Origin of the sequence: Microbacterium sp., from assembly GCF_040394595.1 — a bacterium.
In the GTDB taxonomy this organism is placed as follows: Bacteria; Actinomycetota; Actinomycetes; order Actinomycetales; family Microbacteriaceae; genus Microbacterium.
The window spans coordinates 424,898-442,564 of record NZ_JBEBSA010000002.1 but is presented as its reverse complement, the minus strand read 5'-3'; the positions used below and the strand labels follow the sequence as shown (position 1 = coordinate 442,564).

Here is a 17,667-nt window from a genome sequence, read left to right as displayed (position 1 = left end):
CGTTTTAGTCGTCCGTTGCCCCGCTTGGACGTTTTCCCCATTCTGACACTGCGAAGGAGCGCCGCCGTGCACGAAGAGACCTCCCTGACCGTGGGACGCGTGAAGCGCGTGCTGACCGAGCGGGTGACCCCCGCGATCCACTCCGCCCGCGTGCCGCTGGAGATCGCCGCGCACGAGCTGCCCGGGGAGCCGATCGCCCCCGCCGAGGGCATCGCGCTCGACTACGCGCCCTTCCGCGCCGGCGAGCAGTGGGGTCCGGCCTGGGGCACCACCTGGTTCCGGGTGCGGGGCACCGTGCCCGCCGAGTGGGCGGGCCGCAAGGTCGAGGCGCTCGTCGACCTCGGCTTCGACGTCAACATGACCGGCTTCCAGTGCGAGGCCCTCGCCTACCGCGCCGACGGCACCCCGGTGAAGAGCCTCAACCCGCGCAACCAGTGGCTCCCGGTGGAGGCCGAGGCGGGAGGCGCGGTCGAGTTCTACCTCGAGGGTGCCTCCAACCCGGTGCTGCTCGACTACCACCCCTTCCTCCCCACACAGGAGGGCGACGTGCTCACCTCGTCGCCCGACCCGCTGTACCGTGTGCGCCACATGGACCTCGCGGTGTTCGAGCCCGAGGTCTTCGAGCTCTCGCTCGACCTCGACGTGCTCCTCGAGCTGCAGGCCGAGCTGCCCGAGACCTCGCCCCGCCGCATGCGGGTGCTGCAGGCACTCGACGACGCGCTCGACGTGCTCGACCTCCAGCGCATCGCCGAGACGGCCGCGGACGCCCGCGCCCGCCTCGCCGAGGTGCTCGCCTCCCCCGCCGATGCCAGCGCGCACCGCATCGCGGCGATCGGGCACGCGCACATCGACTCGGCCTGGCTGTGGCCCGTGCGCGAGACGGTCCGCAAGGTCGCCCGCACGACGTCGTCGATGACGACCCTCATCGACGAGCAGCCCGAGTTCCTCTACGGCATGTCCAGCGCGCAGCAGTACGCCTGGATGAAGGAGCACCGCCCCGAGGTCTACGCCCGCATCAAGGACGCGGTCGCCGCCGGACGTTTCCTGCCGCTGGGCGGCATGTGGGTGGAGTCCGACACGGTGATGCCGACCGGCGAATCGCTGGTTCGCCAGTTCTCGCACGGGCAGCGGTTCTTCGAGCGGGAGTTCGGCATCCGTTCGAAGGGCGTCTGGCTGCCGGACAGCTTCGGATACTCACCCGCGCTCCCCCAGCTCATGCGCCGCGCGGGCTTCGAGTGGTTCTTCACCCAGAAGATCTCCTGGAACCAGCGCAACGTCTTCCCGCACCACACCTTCGACTGGGAGGGGATCGACGGCTCGCGGATGTTCACGCACTTCCCGCCGATGGACACCTACAACTCCCAGCTGAGCGGGATGGAGGTGGCGAAGGCCTCCCGGCAGTTCAAGGAGAACCGCGTCGCATCCACCTCCCTCGCCCCGGTCGGCTGGGGCGACGGCGGCGGCGGGACCACCCGCGAGATGACCGGACGCGCACGGCGCCTCTCCGATCTCGAGGGCAGCGCGAAGGTGGAGTGGAAGCATCCCGACGACTTCTTCGCCGAGGCGAGGGCCGAGCTCGCAGAGCCCGCCGTGTGGGTGGGCGAGCTCTACCTCGAACTGCACCGCGGGACCCTCACCAGCCAGCACTCCACGAAGGCGACGCACCGCTGGGCGGAGCAGGCGCTCATCGAGGCCGAGCTGTGGGCGTCCACCGCGGCCGTGCGACTCGGCGCCGCCTACCCGCACGACGAGCTCGACCGTCTGTGGCGGGCGGTGCTGCTGCACGAGTTCCACGACATCCTTCCCGGCACCTCGATCGCCTGGGTGCACCGCGAGGCGGTCGCCGTGCTCTCGCAGGTCGTCGAGGACGCCCGTGCGCTCGCGACGTCGGCGCGCGCCGCGCTCGCCGGCGAGGGCGAGCGGATACTGCGCTTCACGCCAACCTCGGTCGACGGGCGCTCCCCCCTCGGCGCCTCCGCCGCGGAGGACGACGCCGAGCAGCATCCCGTCTCGCTCACCGCGCACGAGGGAGGACATCGTCTGGAGAACGACCTCGTCTCGATCGTCGTCTCCGCCGAGGGGCTCATCACCTCCGCGGTCGACCGGGCGAGCGGCCGGGAGGCGATCCCCGCGGACGCGCCCGCCAACCTGTTCCAGCTGCACCAGGACTTCCCGAACATGTGGGACGCCTGGGACATCGACAAGTACTACCGCAACAGCGTCGACGACCTCTCCGCGGCGACCTCGGTCACGGCATCGCTCGAAGACGGCACGGCCCGCATCGTCGTCGAGCGCGAGTTCTCGCAGTCCCGTCTGCGGCAGACCATCGACCTCGCCCCGGGGTCGCGCACCGTGCTGCTGCACAACGAGATCGACTGGCACGAGTCGGAGAAGCTGCTCAAGCTCGCCTTCCCGCTCGACGTCTTCGCCCGCGAGACCGCGGCCGAGACGCAGTTCGGCTTCCAGCGGCGCGTCACCCATGTGAACACCAGCTGGGAGGCGGCGAAGTTCGAGACGTCGATGCACCGCTTCGTGCTCGTCGAGGAGGACGGCTTCGGCGCCGCGCTCGTCAACGACTCGATCTACGGCTACGACACCAGCCGGGACTCCGACGGCGACGACGTCACGACCACCGTGCGCCTGTCGATGCTGCGGGCGCCGCGGTTCCCCGACCCCGAGACCGACCACGGCCCGCACGAGATCACCGTGGGGTTCGTCATCGGGGCGGACGCCGCCATCGCGACCGCGGAGGGGATCCGGCTGAACGCGATGCCGACGCTGGTGCGCGGTGCGCACGAGGTGGAGCCGCTCGTGTCCGTCGAGGGCGAGGGCATCGTCGTGTCGTCGGTCAAGCTCGCCGACGACCGCTCCGGCGACGTGATCGTGCGCGTCTACGAGGCGCTCGGGCGTCGCGCGACCGGTGAGCTGTCGGTGGGCTTCCCGCACGAGGGCATCCGCGAGGTGAGCCTGATCGAGGACGAGCTCGCCGATCCGCGCACGGGCGGCGCCCTCGCACTGCGCCCCTTCGAGGTGCGCACCCTCCGGATCGCCCGCGGCTGAGGCACGGAGGCCTCGGGCTTCCAGGGCCCGCGGAAACACCGTCTATTCGTCACAAAGTGCCGTTATCCGGGTCGGATAACGGCACTTTGTGACGAATAGACGCGCTGGAGCACGGCCGGGGCGAACGGGGCGAACGGGGCGGAGGGTCAGGCCGGCGGATCGGCAGGGCGGCGGAGGCGGGCGACCACCGCCGGCACCGCGAAGAGCGGCACGATCGCGAGCACGATGCCCCGCACGATCCACAGCCCCGGCTCCCAGACCACCTCATAGTCGCCCGGAAGCCCGAAGAACGCGGCGATCAGCGCCGGGTACGCGAGCCGGCCGCTGAGCCCCGTGTCCACCGCCCCCGCGCCGACGAGCACCAGCACGCCGAGTGCGAGCAGCACGAGCGGGAGGATCAGCACGGTCGCCTTCGCCTCTCCGCGCGACATCGCGATCCCGCCGCGGATGAGCTGCGCGATCGGGAAGAGCGTGAAGAACCAGATCAGCGGGCCGAGCAGCATTCCGATCACGACGAAGACCGGCATCGCGAGCAGGGCCCACGGAGAGTCGTCGCCGATGAAGTAGTCCGGCACGCGCAACACGAGCACGGCGAGCGCGCCCAGCACCCCGAGCGGCATCACGAGCAGCGGCCACCACAGCCACCGCCCGCCGGTCTCGGCGCCCCGGACGGCGAAGAATCCGAAGACCGTCAGCATCACGGCGATGCAGAGCGCCGGAATGCCGACCAGCATGAAGATGCCGGAGAACCCGTCGTTCGCGCGGGGGTCGACCGAGACGAGCAGCCACGCGGCGGTGATCGACAGCAGCGACACGATCGCCGAGACCCGCATGATCGCCCTCGCGGCGGCGGGGTCGATCGGCACCGGCCCGGGGGGCTCGTCGGGGGGCTCCGAAGGTTCGGTCACGCCTTCACGATAGAGGCTGCGATCCGAACACCGGCACCGCGTCGGGGCGCGCGCTGCGGGCACCGAGCACGATCGCGACCACGCCGAGGAAGCAGAGCGCGACGGCGTCGACCATCCCGAGCGCCGCGATGAACGCGAGCAGCGCCTCCTGGTCGTTGCCGAACGCTCCTCCGAGCGGCGCGAACATCAGCGCGTACCGGAGCGCGACGGTCCCGAGCGCCCACGCGGGCGCCAGATGCCACGGCGCGGGCACGACCCCCGCCCGGGCGATCTGTGCGACGGCGACGATCGAGATCATCAGCCCGAGCACCGGCGTCGCCTGCAGCGGCCACCCTCCGTCGGGCGCCCACCGCAGGAGCAGCGGATCGATCAGGAGCCATGCGATCAGCGGCCAGACGCCGCAGAGGATCAGCGCGGCGGTTCCGAGGGGCTTCCGTGCCGTGATGCTCCCCGCCCGCCCGACACCGATCGCGAACAGCGCCGCGGCCACCGCGAAGAGAGCCATCGGGAGCGCGCCGAGCGAGGGGATCCAGGCCGCCTGCAGAAATCCGGAGGACAGCACCGACGCGAGCAGCAGCGCGCCGCCCGCGATCCACGTGACCCGCTGCGCCTGCTCCGGGCGCCCGGCGGGATCCACGTCGACCATGCCCATACGATACCGGTGTGCTCCGCCGCATCCGGAACTCTGCTCGTTCCATCGCCGGGGGTCCCGATGAGGAGAGCACTGGCCGGATGGGCGACGCTGTTCGTCGCACCCGCCCTGCTGACCGCCTGCACGGCGGGCCCCGACGCCGAGGCGGTCACGGCCGGCGCGGCCCTAGGCCTACCAGGACACGGTGACCGAGTCGCCGAAGCCCTCCGCGAAGTTCCTCGACGATGACGCAAAAGTCCTCCGCACGGCCCGCCGAGCTCATCCGCGGCACCGCACCGGAGAAGGCGAAGGCGTCGGCGAAGGAATCCCCCTCGCCGACGCCCACCGAGAAGAAGTAGCCCCCGCCGCGGCGGACGGCCGATCCGTCTCAGGCGCCCCGGAGACGCTCCGCGAGGTAGCCGTGCAGCGCGTCGAGCGGCACGCGCTCCTGCGCCATCGTGTCCCGGTCGCGCACCGTGACGGCGCGGTCGTCGAGCGAGTCGAAGTCGACGGTCACGCAGAACGGCGTGCCGACCTCGTCCTGACGGCGGTAGCGGCGGCCGATCGCGCCGGCGTCGTCGAAGTCGACCGTCCACTGTCCGCGCAGCCCGTCCGCCACCTCGCGCGCGAGCGGCGAGAGGTTCTCGTTGCGGCTCAGCGGCAGCACGGCCACCTTCACCGGGGCGAGACGCGGGTCGAGCTTGAGCACCGTGCGGGTGTCGGTGCCGCCCTTCGCGTTCGGCACCTCCTCCTCACGATAGGCGTCGACGAGGAAGGCCATCATCGCGCGGGTGAGGCCGAACGAGGGCTCGATCACGTACGGCGTGTACCGCTCGCCGGAGGCCTGGTCGAAGTAGGTCAGGCTCTGCCCGGACGCCTCGGAGTGGCTCGACAGGTCGTAATCGGTGCGGTTGGCGATGCCCATGAGCTCGCCCCACTCCTTGCCCGGGAAGCCGAAGCGGTACTCGACGTCGATCGTGCCCGCCGAGTAGTGCGCCCTGTCGTCCTCGGGCACGTCGAACCGTCGGATGTTCTCTGCATCGATGCCCAGGTCGATGAACCAGTCCCAGCATGCCTCGACCCAGTGCTCGAACCACTGCTGCGCCTCGGCCGGCGGGGTGAAGTACTCGATCTCCATCTGCTCGAACTCGCGGGTGCGGAAGATGAAGTTGCCGGGGGTGATCTCGTTGCGGAAGGCCTTGCCGACCTGGCCGATGCCGAACGGCGGCTTCTTGCGGCTGGCGGTGAGCACGTTCGAGAAGTTCACGAAGATGCCCTGCGCGGTCTCGGGGCGCATGTAGTGCAGGCCCGACTCGTCGTCCACGACGCCGAGGTAGGTCTTCACCAGGCCGGAGAACGCCTTCGGCTCGGTGTACTGGCCCTTGTTGCCGCAGTTCGGGCAGGGCACGTCGGCGAGACCGTTCTCGGCCTTGCGGCCCTTGCGCGCCTCGAAGTCCTCGATGAGGTTGTCGGCGCGGAAGCGCTTGTGGCAGCTGAGGCACTCGACCAGGGGGTCGGTGAAGGTCGCGACGTGGCCGGAGGCCTCCCACACCCGCTTGGGCAGGATGATCGACGAGTCGAGGCCGACCATGTCGCCCCGGCCGCGGACGAAGGTCTGCCACCACTGCCGACGGATGTTCTCCTTGAGCTCGGTGCCGAGGGGACCGTAGTCCCAGGCCGACCGGGACCCGCCGTAGATCTCACCCGCTTGGAACACGAACCCGCGGTGGCGGGCGAGGGCGATGACCTTGTCAAGACGGGACTGTTCGGCCACGGTGGCTCCAATGGTCGGATGCTGCGGAGTGAGGAAGCCCGCGATCGCGGGCACCCTCAATCCTATCCGCGCCACCGATCAGCCGAGGATGCCGATGCGGAACCAGCGGCGCCTCCCCGCCTGCAGCACCTCGCCCCCTCCTGCGTCGAGGGACGCGGCAGGATCGGTGCGGGCGGCACCGTCGATCCGCACGGCCCCGCCGGAGATGAGGCGGCGGGCGGCGGAGCGCGACAGCTCCGGCCGCGCGGCGAGCACCGCGTCGAGCAGCGCGCCCCCGGGGCTCAGCCGCACCTCCGGGATGTCGTCGGGCACGCCGCGCTGCGAGAACACCGCCAGGAAGGCATCGCGGGCGCGCGCCGCCTCCTCCGCGCCGTGGTAGCGGCTGACGACGCTCTCGGCGAGCGCGAGCTTGGCGTCGCGGGCGCCCGCGCCCCCGCCTCGCGCGGCCGCGCCCAGCTCCGCCGCGCGCGCGAGCGGCAGGTCGGTGTAGACGCGCGCCCAGGTCTCCACGAGATCGTCGCGGAGGGTCATCAGCCGGCCGAGCTTCTCCTCCGGGGACTGCGCGAGCCCCACGTAGTTGCCCAGCGACTTCGACTGCTTCGCCCCGCCGTCGAGGCCCGGCGTGATCGTGCTCGTGATGACGGTCTGCGGCACCTGCCCGTGCCGCGACTGCATCTGCCGCGCCATCGCCTCATTGAACAGCTGATCCGATCCGACGATCGTCACGTCGGAACGCAGTGCGACGCTGTCGTAGCCCTGCAGCACGGGGTAGATCAGCTCGTGCATCGCGATCTCCTGCGCCTTCGCATCGCGGCTCTGGAACATGTCACGGGCGCGCAGCTGGGCGAGCGTGACCGCGCTGAGCTCGCCGAGCAGGTCGGTGATGGCCATCCGGTCGTACCACTCGGAGTTGCGCCGCACCTCGAGCGCGCCCTCATCGGTGCGCAGCACGCTGCCGACCTGGGTGAGGAACGACGCCGCGTTGGCGTCGATCTGCGCGGGCGAGAGCGCCGGCCTGGTGCTGCTGCGCCCGGTGGGGTCGCCGATGCGGGTGGTGGTGTCGCCGAGCAGGAACAGCACCGTGTGGCCGAGGTCCTGCAGGTATCGCATCATCCACAGGTTCACCGCGTGGCCGAGGTGCAGGTCGGGGGCCGTGCAGTCGACGCCGAACTTGACGCGCAGCGGCCGCCCCGAGCGCAGCCGCGCGACGAGGTCGTCCGCCCCGAGGACGTCGTCCGTCGTGCGTCCGAGGTGATCGAGGATCTGTTCCGGAGTGGCCATGGTCTCTCTCCTGTGCGGGCGGAGGACGAGACACCCGGGCCCCGTTCTCCGGCGAACGAAAAAGGTGAGGACCGGATGGTCCTCACCTCAGGGCTCTGGGTCAGTCGTTCAGCGTCTCCGACGCGGGCGGCTCGAACCAGAGCCGCCGGCATACAGGGACGCGATGATCATCCGCACATGCTACCCCCATCCGCGGGACGCGTTGGCACGGCCCCCGCGGCAGGGGATACGGTCGAATGATGGGCACTCCGCAGCAGACCGACGCCGGAACCGAGCGACGTTTCTTCGGACAGCCCTGGTCGCTCGTCCACGTCTTCGGCGTCGAGATGTGGGAGCGCTTCAGCTTCTACGGCATGCAGGGCATCCTGCTCATCTACCTCTACTACTCGGTCACCCGAGGCGGACTGGGGCTCCCCGAGGCCGTCGCCGGAGGCATCGTCGGCGCCTATGGCGGCTCGGTGTACCTGTCGACGATCCTCGGCGCCTGGGTCGCCGACCGGCTGCTGGGCTCGGAGCGCACGCTCTTCGGCAGCGCCATCGTCATCGTCGCCGGCCACCTCGCACTCGCGCTGCTGCCCGGCGCCTGGGGCGTGGGGGTCGGCCTGATCCTCGTCGCGCTGGGCTCCGGCGGGCTCAAGGCCAACGCCACCTCCGTGGTGGGCACGCTCTACTCCCCGGAGGACGAGCGCCGCGACGCCGGCTTCTCCCTGTTCTACCTGGGCATCAACCTCGGCGGTTTCCTCGGACCGATCCTCACCGGCCTGTTCCCGGAGACCCTCGGCTTCCACTTCGGCTTCGGCGTCGCCGCGGTCGGCATGACCCTCGGGCTCGTGCAGTACTCCTTCGGCCGGCGCCGCCTCCCGGCGGAGGCCCGCCGAGTGCCCAACCCGCTGCCCGCCGCACGCTATCCGCTCGTCGGGCTCGTGGCGGTGGCGGCGATCGCGCTCGTCGTCGTGCTCGTGCTCATCGGCGTGATCCGCGCCGACAACCTCTCGACGCTCGTCATCGTCTGCGCCCTCACGGCGACGATCGCCTACTTCGCCGTGATCCTCTCCAGCCGCCGGATCGATCGCGAGGAGCGGTCGCGGGTCTGGGCCTTCCTCCCGCTCTTCATCACCAGCGTCGCCTTCTGGTCGCTCTACCAGCAGCAGTTCACGGTGCTGACCGTCTACTCCGACAAGCGCCTCGACCGGCACATCTTCGGTCTCGAGATGCCGGTGTCCTGGGTGCAGTCGATCAACCCGGTGTTCATCATCGTGCTGTCGGGCGCCTTCGCCGCGATCTGGACCGCGCTCGGCCGCCGCCAGCCGTCGACCCCGGTCAAGTTCGCCCTCGGCGCCATCGTCATGGGCGGCGCCTTCCTCCTGTTCCTGCCCTTCGCCGGCGGCGGCCCGAACTCCACGCCGCTGCTCGCGATCGTCGGCATCCTCTTCCTCTTCACCGTCGCCGAGCTCCTCCTCTCGCCGGTGGGGCTCTCGGTGACGACGAAGCTGGCGCCGAAGGCGTTCCGCACGCAGATGGTCGCGCTGTTCTTCCTGTCGATCTCCCTCGGCAGCGCGGTGTCGGGGTGGCTGGTGCAGTTCTACGACCCCGAGGACGAGATCCCCTACTTCACGGTGCTCGGCGGGATCGCGATCGTGATCGGCATCGGGCTGCTCCTGCTGGTGAAGCCCGTGCTCGCTCTCATGAAGGGCGTGCGCTGAGGTTGCACTGACCCGGAGGACGCGCCTCAGCGATGCGGGAAGGCCGTGCCGCCGCCCGCCGCGAGCACCCGCGCGACGGTCTCGATGTTCTCCGCCGCCATCTCGTCGGGCGACGCCGGCAGGCACTGCTCCCAGAAGGGCAGGATCGCGCCGCGCCCCTGCATCATCCCCGCCGGCCGGGCGTAGGCCCAGATGTGCAGGTGCGCCGAACCGTCGTTCCACCGCGAGAAGTGGCAGCGCGCGACCGCGGGGATCGTCTTCGTCGCCTCGGACAGCCGCTGCAGCACCGGCCCGAGCCCCGCGAGCACCTCGATCGGCGCGTCCTCCAGCCGCACATGACGGCGCGGCGCGACCGCCCCGACGAAGGGCAGGCCGACGCCTCCTTCGAACCCGGAGGCGACCTGCCACTCGTCGTCGTGCCAGATCGTGTTCTCCGAGGGGCGGCAGATCCCGCACTCCGCGGGGTCGAGCTCGCCCTGCCGCGGCTTCTCGGGCACGAGCATCGGCGCGAGGGGCCGCAGCTCGAAAGCCGCGATGCTCGGCGCCGGGCCGCTGTCCGGCACGCCGCTCGCATCGAGGGTCTGCCCGATCGGCGCCCAGCGGTGCCAGGCGGTGTCGGCGGGATGCTGCTCGAAGTCGTCGCTCATCCCGCCAGTCTGTCCGCTCTCCACCCGCTTCTCCACCCGATCTCCACCCGCATCCGCCTCCGCGCCACGCGCCCGGGAGCGACAGTGGAACAGACGCTTCGCACAAGGAGAGACCATGACCCCGCAGACCATCCTCACCATCGTCATCGCCCTCGCGGCGATCGTCTGGCTGAGCATCCGACAGACCACCTGGACCCCGATGAGCCCGGGACGCGCCTGGCGCGGCCCGATCGTGCTGCTCGCCGTCGGGGCGATCATGATGGTGAACGGCCGCCCGACGCTCATCCCCACCGGCCCGGAGCTGGGCGTGCTCGTGCTCGAGCTGGTGATCGGCGCCGCCGTCGGCGCGGGCATCGGGTTCACGGCGAAGCTGCGTCCGGTGAGCGGTCAGGCCCTCGCCGCCCATGCGGCGGGTCGCCGCGCCGATCGCGAGGCGCCGACGTTCGAGGCGCGCAACGGCGCCTGGGGAATGGTGCTGTGGCTCGGGATGATCGCGCTGCGCGTGGGGCTCGGCGTGCTCTTCGCCTCGATGGGCATCGCAGCGGTGACCGCCCCGGCGGCGATCCTCCTGCTCGTCGGCGTGAACCGACTGGTGCGCACCGGGGTGATCCTCGCCCGCGTGAACGCCCGGATGCCGCAGAGGGCGCGCGTCGCGTGACCCGACGCTCGCCCGCGTCCGCCGCCCGGCCGGGGCCGTGCGGCATGATGTCCCCATGACGACCGCGCCCGCCGCATCGGGTCTCTCCCCGGCCTCGGCCCATCAGCCGGGGCCGTCCGGCACCGCGCGACTGGTCTCGGCCGTGGGGCTCGCGGTCACCGCCGTCTCCCTCTGGGGCAGCGCCCGGTCCCTCCCCCTCTGGGCCGTCGTCGTCGCGGCGGCGGCCCTGCTGTCGTGGGCCGCGCTCACCGCGATGCCCGAGCGCGCCCCCGCACCGCTGCGCTGGATCACCCTGGGGGTGATGGCGCTCGGCGGCGCGGCCTCCTCGGCGGCCACGAGCGGCCTCGCCCTCGTGCCGATGGTCGTCGCGGTGGTGACCGCGTTCGGCGCCACCGCCGCTCCCCTGGCCGCGGGGATCGTCGTCACCGCCGCCGCGCTGGTCTGCACGGCGATCCCCGCCCTCCTCGAGGCCTCCCCCCTGCGGCTCCTGCTCTCGCTCGCGGCGCTCGGGGCGTCGGTGATGCTCGGCCTCGCGCGACGGCAGACGCGCCTCGCCCAGGAGCGCGAACGGCGCACCGCGCTCGAGCTCGTCGAGGCGCACCGCGCGCTCGCGGCATCGGCGGCCCGCGACGAGAGGGCACGGATCGCCCGCGACCTGCACGACGTGCTCGCGCACACCCTCGGAGGTCTGGTGCTGCAGCTCGACGCCGTGGAGGCCCTCGCCGAGGCGGGGCGCGCCGAGGACGCCGCGACCCGCGCACGCACGGCACGGCGGCTCGCGGCGGACGGACTGCGCGACGCCCGGGTCGCGGTGGGCGTTCTCGACGGAACCCGCAGCCTCGACCTCGCCGACCTCGCCGACCAGGTGCGGCGCCTGGTCGCGACCGAACGCGATCTGGGCGTGGACGTCGAGGCCGAGGTGGACGAGCTCGAGGGCCCGGCCGCACCCGCCCTCGTCGACGCGTTCCGCGGAGCGGCCGCCGAGGCGCTCACGAACGCGCGCAAGCACGCCTCCGGCCGGCCGGTGCGGCTGACGATGACGGCCCGCGACGGGGTGCTGTCGCTGCGGGTGTCGAATCCGCTCGGCGCCGCGTCCGCGCTGTCGGCGTCCGGGTCGGGGCGGGGTCTCGACGGCATGCGCCAGCGGTTCTCGGCGCTGCCCGGCGGTGAGGCGCACGCCGGGACCGCCGACGGCTCCTTCGTCGTGCGGGCCGGGGCGGTGATCGGATGAGTGCGGAGCCGGCGGAGAGGATCATCCGGATCGTCGTCGCCGACGACCAGGACATCGTCCGCGACGGTCTCGTCACGGTGCTCGGACTCGTGCCTGACATCGAGGTGGTCGCGGAGGCCGCCGATGGTGAGCAGGCCGTGCGGGCGGTGGGGATGCATCGTCCCGACGTGGCGCTGATGGACCTGCGGATGCCCGGGACGAGCGGCGTCGAGGCGACGGAGCGGATCGTCCGGGACTTCCCCGCCACCGCGGTACTGGTGCTCACGACCTTCGACGACGAGGCATCGATCACCGACGCGCTCCGCGCGGGCGCCCGCGGCTACCTCACCAAGGACGCGGGACGGACGCAGCTCGCGGCGGCGATCCGGGCGGTCGCCGAGGGACAGCAGGTGCTCGGCGAAGCGGTCGGGCGTCGTCTGATGGACCGCCTCGTGCACCGTGCCCCCGCCGATCCGATCGGCGCGCTGCGCGAGCGCTTCCCGGCGCTGACCCGGCGGGAGGCGGAGGTGGCCGTGCTGGTGGCGCGGGATGCCGCGAACGCGGACATCGCGCGCGAGCTCTACGTCTCGACGGCGACCGTGAAGTCGCACATCAACGCGCTGTTCGCGAAGCTCGGAGCGGCGACGCGGGCCGAGGCGATCGCGCTCCTGCGCTGAGGGCACTGCGGTGAGCGAAACCGCAGCCCGGCAGGCTCCTTCCGCGCTCCCGACCGGCTCAGGCGGCGCGCAGGACGTCGCGCGACAGGTCGCGCACCGCAGTGAGCCCGGCCAGCCCGAGCGTGATGTCCAGTTCGGCGAGCACGTTGCGGATCACCTCGCGCACCCCTTCCTCCCCCGCGACCGCGAGCCCGTAGGCCACGGGGCGCCCGAGCGCGACGGTCGTCGCCCCGAGCGCGAGCGCGACGGCCGCATCGGCGCCGCTGCGCACGCCGGAGTCGAACACGATCGGAGTCCGCCCGGCCACGCGCTCCGCGATCTCGGGCAGCACGTCGAGGGTGGCGACCGAGCGGTCGATCTGCCGTCCCCCGTGGTTCGAGATCCAGATGCCGTCCGCGCCCGCGTCCACGGCCCGCTCCGCGTCGTCGGGGTGGACGATCCCCTTCAGGATGATCGGCAGCGACGTCCACTCCCGCGCCCTGGTCAGGTCGCCCCAGGTGAGGGCGGGGGTGGAGAACACGTCGAGGAAGGTCTCGACCGCCGTGCGCGGCAGCGGAGAACGCAGATTGCCGCGCAGACTCCGCGAGCCGGTGACCGCCGCGCCGCTGCGCGCGATCGACACTCCTGCGGCGATGGTCTTCGCGGTCACCCGGACCTTCGACGGCTCCCCGGAGGCCCCCGCCGCGCGCTCCCGCACGAGCTGTTGGAACACGGGGTCCGAGGTGTACTGCGCGATGCCCATTCCCCGGGTGAAGGGGAGGAACGCGAGATCGAGGTCCTGCGTCCGCCAGCCGAGCAGGTGTGTGTCGAGGGTGATGACGACGGCCTCACAGCCGGACGCCTCGGCGCGCGCCAGCAGCGACGCGTTGAGCTCGTCGGAGGACGACCAGTAGAGCTGGAACAGGCGGGGAGCGCCGGGGGCCGACTGCGCGATGCGCTCCATCGGAAAGGACGCCTGGTTGCTGAGCGTGCAGGGCACCCCCATCGCCGCCGCCGCGCGGGCCACGGCGAGGTCGGCCTCCGGATGCACCATCTCCATCACCCCGAGCGGGGCGAGCAGCAGCGGCGAGGGGCGGGCGCGCCCGAGGAAGTCGACGGAGAGGTCACGGGAGGACACGTCGCGCAGGGGCCGCGGCCACACCTGCCACCGGGCGAACGCCGCGCGGTTCTGGGCCATGGTCGCGCCACTGCCCGCACCGCCGGCGACATAGGCGTACGCCTCGGCGCTCATGGCCTTCGCGGCCGCGGACTCGAGCGCGGCGGGCAGCACGGGCACCGCCGGGCGCGCACCGCTGATCCCCGCGCGGTAGACGTCGGACTGCGTGCGACGCGAGATCCCCCGCGCAGCCGCCGGATCGTTCGGAGCGACGCTGCTCATGCCCTCACCCTATCCCCGCCCCGCGCGCCGGCGAGAGCGCGGGGACGCATCCCCGGGGACCTCCCCCGCGACGTTTTCACACGCCAGCGGCGGGGAAGCGGCGCGGAAAGCGGCGTCAGTGGGCGTATTCCATCAGCTCCACGCCGAGCACGCGGAAGGCGTCGTGCACGCGCAGCCGGTGACTGATCGAGAGGTCGTCGAAGCACGCCGTCAGGGCGTAGACCACCCCCGCACGCGGACCGCCGAGCACCCCGGCCTCCACGCGCACCCCGCGATCGCGACCGGTCTTGTTGATGAAGAGCAGGCCGTGGGCGTCCTGCTCGTGCGCGAACGGATCGAGCCCCGTCGACGCCGCCACGAGGCTGAGGTCGTGATTGAGGCTGAGCCACTCAGACACCTGCGCGCTGACGGCGGCGTCGATCACCGCGGAGTTCACGAGCGCCGCGAACAGCTCGGCGAGCTCCCGGGTGGTGCCGACGGCCACCTGCGGGGCGTCGTCCGGGCCCCGGCTGTCCCGGAAACGGTCGAGCAGAGCGGTCTGGGACATGCCGAGCGCCGCGATCCGCGCACGCACCCGCTCGTGTCCGACCCGTTCGAGCAGCGCGTTCACCGCGTTCGGGTCACCGGCCGTCGCCGCGAGCACCGCCAGGTCCGCGACAGGCAGTGCCGGAGCCCGCAGGTGCCGCCACAGACCGGAGGTCGACACCTGGTCGAGGTCCGCGCGATCGACGATCTCGAGCGGATCCAGCGTGCCGTCCTCGATGCCGGCGGCCACCTCGATCAGCAGCGGGACCACGCCCAGGCCCGCGATCGGGAGCGTGACGTGGTCGTCGCCGCGCAGCACCGCCTCACCGGTGTCGAGGTCGGCGACGTGCACGGACACCTGGGCGCCGGCGTCGGCCAGCTCCTCCAGCGCGCGCAGCGTCGCGGTGAAGGACCTTCGTCCGACGGCCGCGCGGCGCGGCAGCCGGCGGCTGCTGCGCTGTGAACGTCGCAGAGTCGCGGGCGGCCCTTCGACGGGCTCAGGGACCGATGAGTTCGAGCCCACGCTGATTCCTTCCACCAAGGGGGAGTTGAGGAGGAGATCGGTGTACGGAGACGCGGGGGGACGCCTCCGGGCGCCGGGGATATCGTAACCCCGGCGCCCGTCAGCCGCCTGTGCGGGTCACCAGATGGTGACGCGCTCTGCGGCAGGGAGGAACAGGGCATCGCCCTCGGCGACGTCGAACGCGTCGTAGAACGCGCCGATGTTGCGCACGATCTGGTTGCAGCGGAACTCGTTCGGCGAGTGCGGGTCGATGGTCAGCAGGCGGATGGTCTCCGCCTCACGGCTCTTCTGCTGCCAGACCTGCGCCCAGGACAGCAGCAGCCGCTGGACTCCCGTGTACCCGTCGATCTCGGGCGCGTCCTCGCCCTGGAGCGACAGCTCGTAGGCCTTGAGTGCGATGCCGAGGCCGCCCAGGTCGCCGATGTTCTCGCCGATCGTCAGCGCCCCGTTGACGTGGTTCTCCTCGGACAGCCCGAGCGGGACCAGGGCGTCGTACTGCGCGATCAGCGCCTTGGTGCGCTCCTCGAAGGCCGCGCGGTCGGCATCCGTCCACCAGTCCTGCAGACGTCCGTCGCCGTCGTAGCGGCTGCCCTGATCGTCGAAGCCGTGGCCGATCTCGTGCCCGATCACCGAGCCGATGCCGCCGTAGTTCGCCGCGGCGTCGCGTCCGGCGTCGAAGAACGGATACTGCAGGATCGCGGCGGGGAAGACGATCTCGTTCATCAGCGGGTTGTAGTACGCGTTGACCATCTGGGGCGGCATGAACCACTCGTCGCGGTCGATCGGCTGCCCGACCTTCCCGATCTGGCGGTCGTGCTCGAAGATCGTCGCGCGCCGGACGTTGCCGATGAGGTCGGATGCCGAGATCTCGACGCCCTCGTAGTCGCGCCAGGTCTCGGGGTGTCCGATCTTCGGGCGGAACGTGGCGAGCTTCGCGAGCGCACGCTCACGGGTCTCGGGGCTCATCCACTCGAGCGTCGTGATGCTCTGGCGATACGCCTCGATGAGGTTCCCGACGAGCTCGTCCATCGCGGCCTTCGCCGCCGGCGGGAAGTGCCGCTCGACGTAGATCTTGCCGACCGCGTCGCCCAGCGATCCCTCGACGAGCGAGACGGCGCGCTTCCAGCGCTCGCGGATCGACGGGACCCCGCTGAGCTCGGTGCCGTAGAACGCGAAGTTCTCCTGCACCAGGTCGTCGGTGAGGTACGGGGCGAGCCCGTGCACGACCTTGGCCCGCAGCCAGGCCTTCCAGTCGTCGAGGCGGTCCTCGACGAGCAGGGCGCCGAGGCCCTCGACGAAGCTGGGCTGATAGACGACCACGTCGGCGAACGCGTCGGGAGCGGAGGGCGCCACCGCGTCGCGCCACGGCGAGAGGTCGACGCCCACGAGCTGCTGCAGCTCGTCCCAGGTCTTCAGGTTGTAGGTCTTCACGGCGTCGCGGGACTCGACGTTGTCCCAGTGGCTCGCGGCGATCTCGTGCTCGAGGGAGATCGAGCGCTCGACGGTGCCCGCGACGTCGGCGACGCCGGCGAGCCCGAGCAGCCGCTCGAGGTGGGCGCGGTAGGCGTCGCGGGTCTTCTCGAAGCTCTCGAGCCGGTAGTAGCTCTCGTCCGGCAGGGAGATCCCGGCCTGCACGAGGAACGGCACGTAGCGCTCGGGGTTGCCGGGGTCGGGCTCGACGAAGACGCCGAGCAGCGCGGCGACGCCCTCCCGGTCGAACCGGCCGACGGTGGCCAGGAACGCCGGGATGCCGTCGATCCGCTCGACGTCGGCGAGCAGCTCGGCGAGCGGGGTGACGCCCGCCGCGGCGATGCGCGCCTCGTCCATGAAGCTCGTGTAGAGGTCGCCGACCTTGCGGGCGAGGGTGCCCTCCGCGGCGTCCTGGGACTCCACGATGATCGCGCGGACGTCCTTCTCGGCCTGCTCGGCGAGCTGATGGAAGGAGCCCCATCGCGCCTTGTCGTCGGGGATCTCGGTGCGGTCGAGCCAGGCGCCGTTGACATGGCGGTACAGGTCGTCCTGGGGGCGGATGCCGGAGCTGAACTCGGAAACGGCGAGGCCTGAGGGCAGAGCGTCAGTCATGCACCACAGCCTATGCCGACGGGTCTCGGACCGGGGGCCCGGATGCGCTCAGGCGCGGCGCCACCAGCGCCGGCGCTCCTCGGACGGCGCGTCCGAGGGCTCCGGCTCCGTTCCCGCGGCGTCCGGGGCGGCAGGGCCGCGACGCCGCTCGCGCCAGGCGCGCACCTCGGCGTCCACGTCACGGGTCCTCGTGACGACCGGCGGCCCGCCGAGGAGCTGCCGGCGGGCGTCGACCACCCGGCGGTTGAAGTCCTCGAGCGCCTCGCGCACATCCTCCTCGCGGGGCAGTCGGTCGAGCTCCCTCTCGAGGGTGCGATCCTCGTTGCGCAGCATGATCGCCGGCGGGCCGAGTCCCGTGAGGTTCTCGGTCTCGATCTTCCGGCGGATCCACCAGTCCGGGTCGTGGTGCGTCCCGAGCCCCTCGATCGGCTTGCCGGCGCCGGGCAGGTCGTCGAACTCGCCGCGACGGATCGCGACCTGGATCGCCGCCTCGACGATCTCGGCCTTGTTCTGCGCGTTCAGCACGCTCGGCGCGGACCGCTGCTCCGCGGCCTCCGCCTCTCTCGCGTCTTCCGGGTCGGGCATCTCGGCACCTCCGTCCTCCCACCCT

14 protein-coding genes are annotated in these 17,667 nt (G+C 71.9%); 5 read left to right on the top strand and 9 right to left on the bottom strand.

Annotated features, from left to right (window positions below; translation table 11 throughout):
• Nucleotides 1-66 precede the first annotated feature (66 nt).
• Entirely contained in the window at nt 67-3,060 is a 2,994-nt protein-coding gene (locus ABWO84_RS04835) for an alpha-mannosidase (protein ID WP_353113081.1), read from the top strand.
• Between the two features lie 146 nt (nt 3,061-3,206).
• On the opposite strand, the gene ABWO84_RS04830 is transcribed toward ABWO84_RS04835, so the two are convergent.
• The 4 genes from ABWO84_RS04830 to tyrS all read right to left on the bottom strand — a co-directional run bounded on the left by ABWO84_RS04830 (nt 3,207) and on the right by tyrS (nt 7,654).
• A complete protein-coding gene (locus tag ABWO84_RS04830) occupies nt 3,207-3,968 on the bottom strand; it encodes a hypothetical protein (RefSeq protein ID WP_353113079.1) in 762 nt (253 codons plus the stop codon).
• Between the two features lie 4 nt (nt 3,969-3,972).
• Entirely contained in the window at nt 3,973-4,614 is a 642-nt protein-coding gene (locus ABWO84_RS04825; protein ID WP_353113077.1) for a hypothetical protein, read from the bottom strand.
• Nucleotides 4,615-4,987: 373 nt separating this feature from the next.
• Entirely contained in the window at nt 4,988-6,373 is a 1,386-nt protein-coding gene (locus ABWO84_RS04820) for a glycine--tRNA ligase (RefSeq protein ID WP_353113211.1), read from the bottom strand.
• Between the two features lie 78 nt (nt 6,374-6,451).
• A complete protein-coding gene (gene tyrS, locus ABWO84_RS04815; RefSeq protein WP_353113075.1) occupies nt 6,452-7,654 on the bottom strand; it encodes a tyrosine--tRNA ligase in 1,203 nt (400 codons plus the stop codon).
• Between the two features lie 239 nt (nt 7,655-7,893).
• On the opposite strand from tyrS, the gene ABWO84_RS04810 reads away from it, so the two are divergent.
• Nucleotides 7,894-9,357 (top strand): peptide MFS transporter, encoded by a 1,464-nt coding sequence (locus ABWO84_RS04810; protein ID WP_353113073.1) that lies wholly within the window; start codon nt 7,894-7,896, stop codon nt 9,355-9,357.
• Nucleotides 9,358-9,383: 26 nt separating this feature from the next.
• On the opposite strand, the gene ABWO84_RS04805 is transcribed toward ABWO84_RS04810, so the two are convergent.
• A complete protein-coding gene (locus ABWO84_RS04805; RefSeq protein ID WP_353113071.1) occupies nt 9,384-10,004 on the bottom strand; it encodes a hypothetical protein in 621 nt (206 codons plus the stop codon).
• Nucleotides 10,005-10,119: 115 nt separating this feature from the next.
• On the opposite strand from ABWO84_RS04805, the gene ABWO84_RS04800 reads away from it, so the two are divergent.
• The 3 genes from ABWO84_RS04800 to ABWO84_RS04790 are packed head-to-tail and all read left to right on the top strand — an operon-like array spanning nt 10,120 to nt 12,549.
• Nucleotides 10,120-10,662, top strand: a complete 543-nt coding sequence (locus tag ABWO84_RS04800) for a hypothetical protein (protein ID WP_353113069.1) — start codon at nt 10,120-10,122, stop codon at nt 10,660-10,662.
• A gap of 55 nt (nt 10,663-10,717) precedes the next feature.
• Nucleotides 10,718-11,893 (top strand): sensor histidine kinase, encoded by a 1,176-nt coding sequence (locus tag ABWO84_RS04795; RefSeq protein WP_353113067.1) that lies wholly within the window; start codon nt 10,718-10,720, stop codon nt 11,891-11,893.
• Nucleotides 11,890-12,549 carry a response regulator gene (locus ABWO84_RS04790; protein WP_353113065.1) on the top strand — a complete coding sequence of 220 codons (660 nt, stop codon included), beginning with the start codon at nt 11,890-11,892 and terminating at the stop codon, nt 12,547-12,549. Before ABWO84_RS04795 ends, ABWO84_RS04790 begins: the two co-directional genes overlap by 4 nt.
• A 58-nt stretch (nt 12,550-12,607) precedes the next feature.
• On the opposite strand, the gene ABWO84_RS04785 is transcribed toward ABWO84_RS04790, so the two are convergent.
• From ABWO84_RS04785 to ABWO84_RS04770, 4 genes are all read right to left on the bottom strand, one after another.
• Entirely contained in the window at nt 12,608-13,927 is a 1,320-nt protein-coding gene (locus tag ABWO84_RS04785; protein ID WP_353113063.1) for an alpha-hydroxy-acid oxidizing protein, read from the bottom strand.
• Between the two features lie 115 nt (nt 13,928-14,042).
• On the bottom strand, nt 14,043-14,975 hold the full coding sequence (locus ABWO84_RS04780; RefSeq protein WP_353113061.1) for a serine hydrolase: 933 nt from the start codon (nt 14,973-14,975) through the stop codon (nt 14,043-14,045).
• Between the two features lie 117 nt (nt 14,976-15,092).
• Nucleotides 15,093-17,057: a M13 family metallopeptidase gene (locus ABWO84_RS04775; protein WP_353113059.1), complete on the bottom strand. Its 1,965-nt coding sequence runs from the start codon at nt 17,055-17,057 to the stop codon at nt 15,093-15,095.
• A gap of 48 nt (nt 17,058-17,105) precedes the next feature.
• Complete coding sequence (locus ABWO84_RS04770) at nt 17,106-17,642, bottom strand: DnaJ family domain-containing protein (protein ID WP_353113057.1); 537 nt, start codon at nt 17,640-17,642, stop codon at nt 17,106-17,108.
• Between the last annotated feature and the right edge of the window lie 25 nt (nt 17,643-17,667).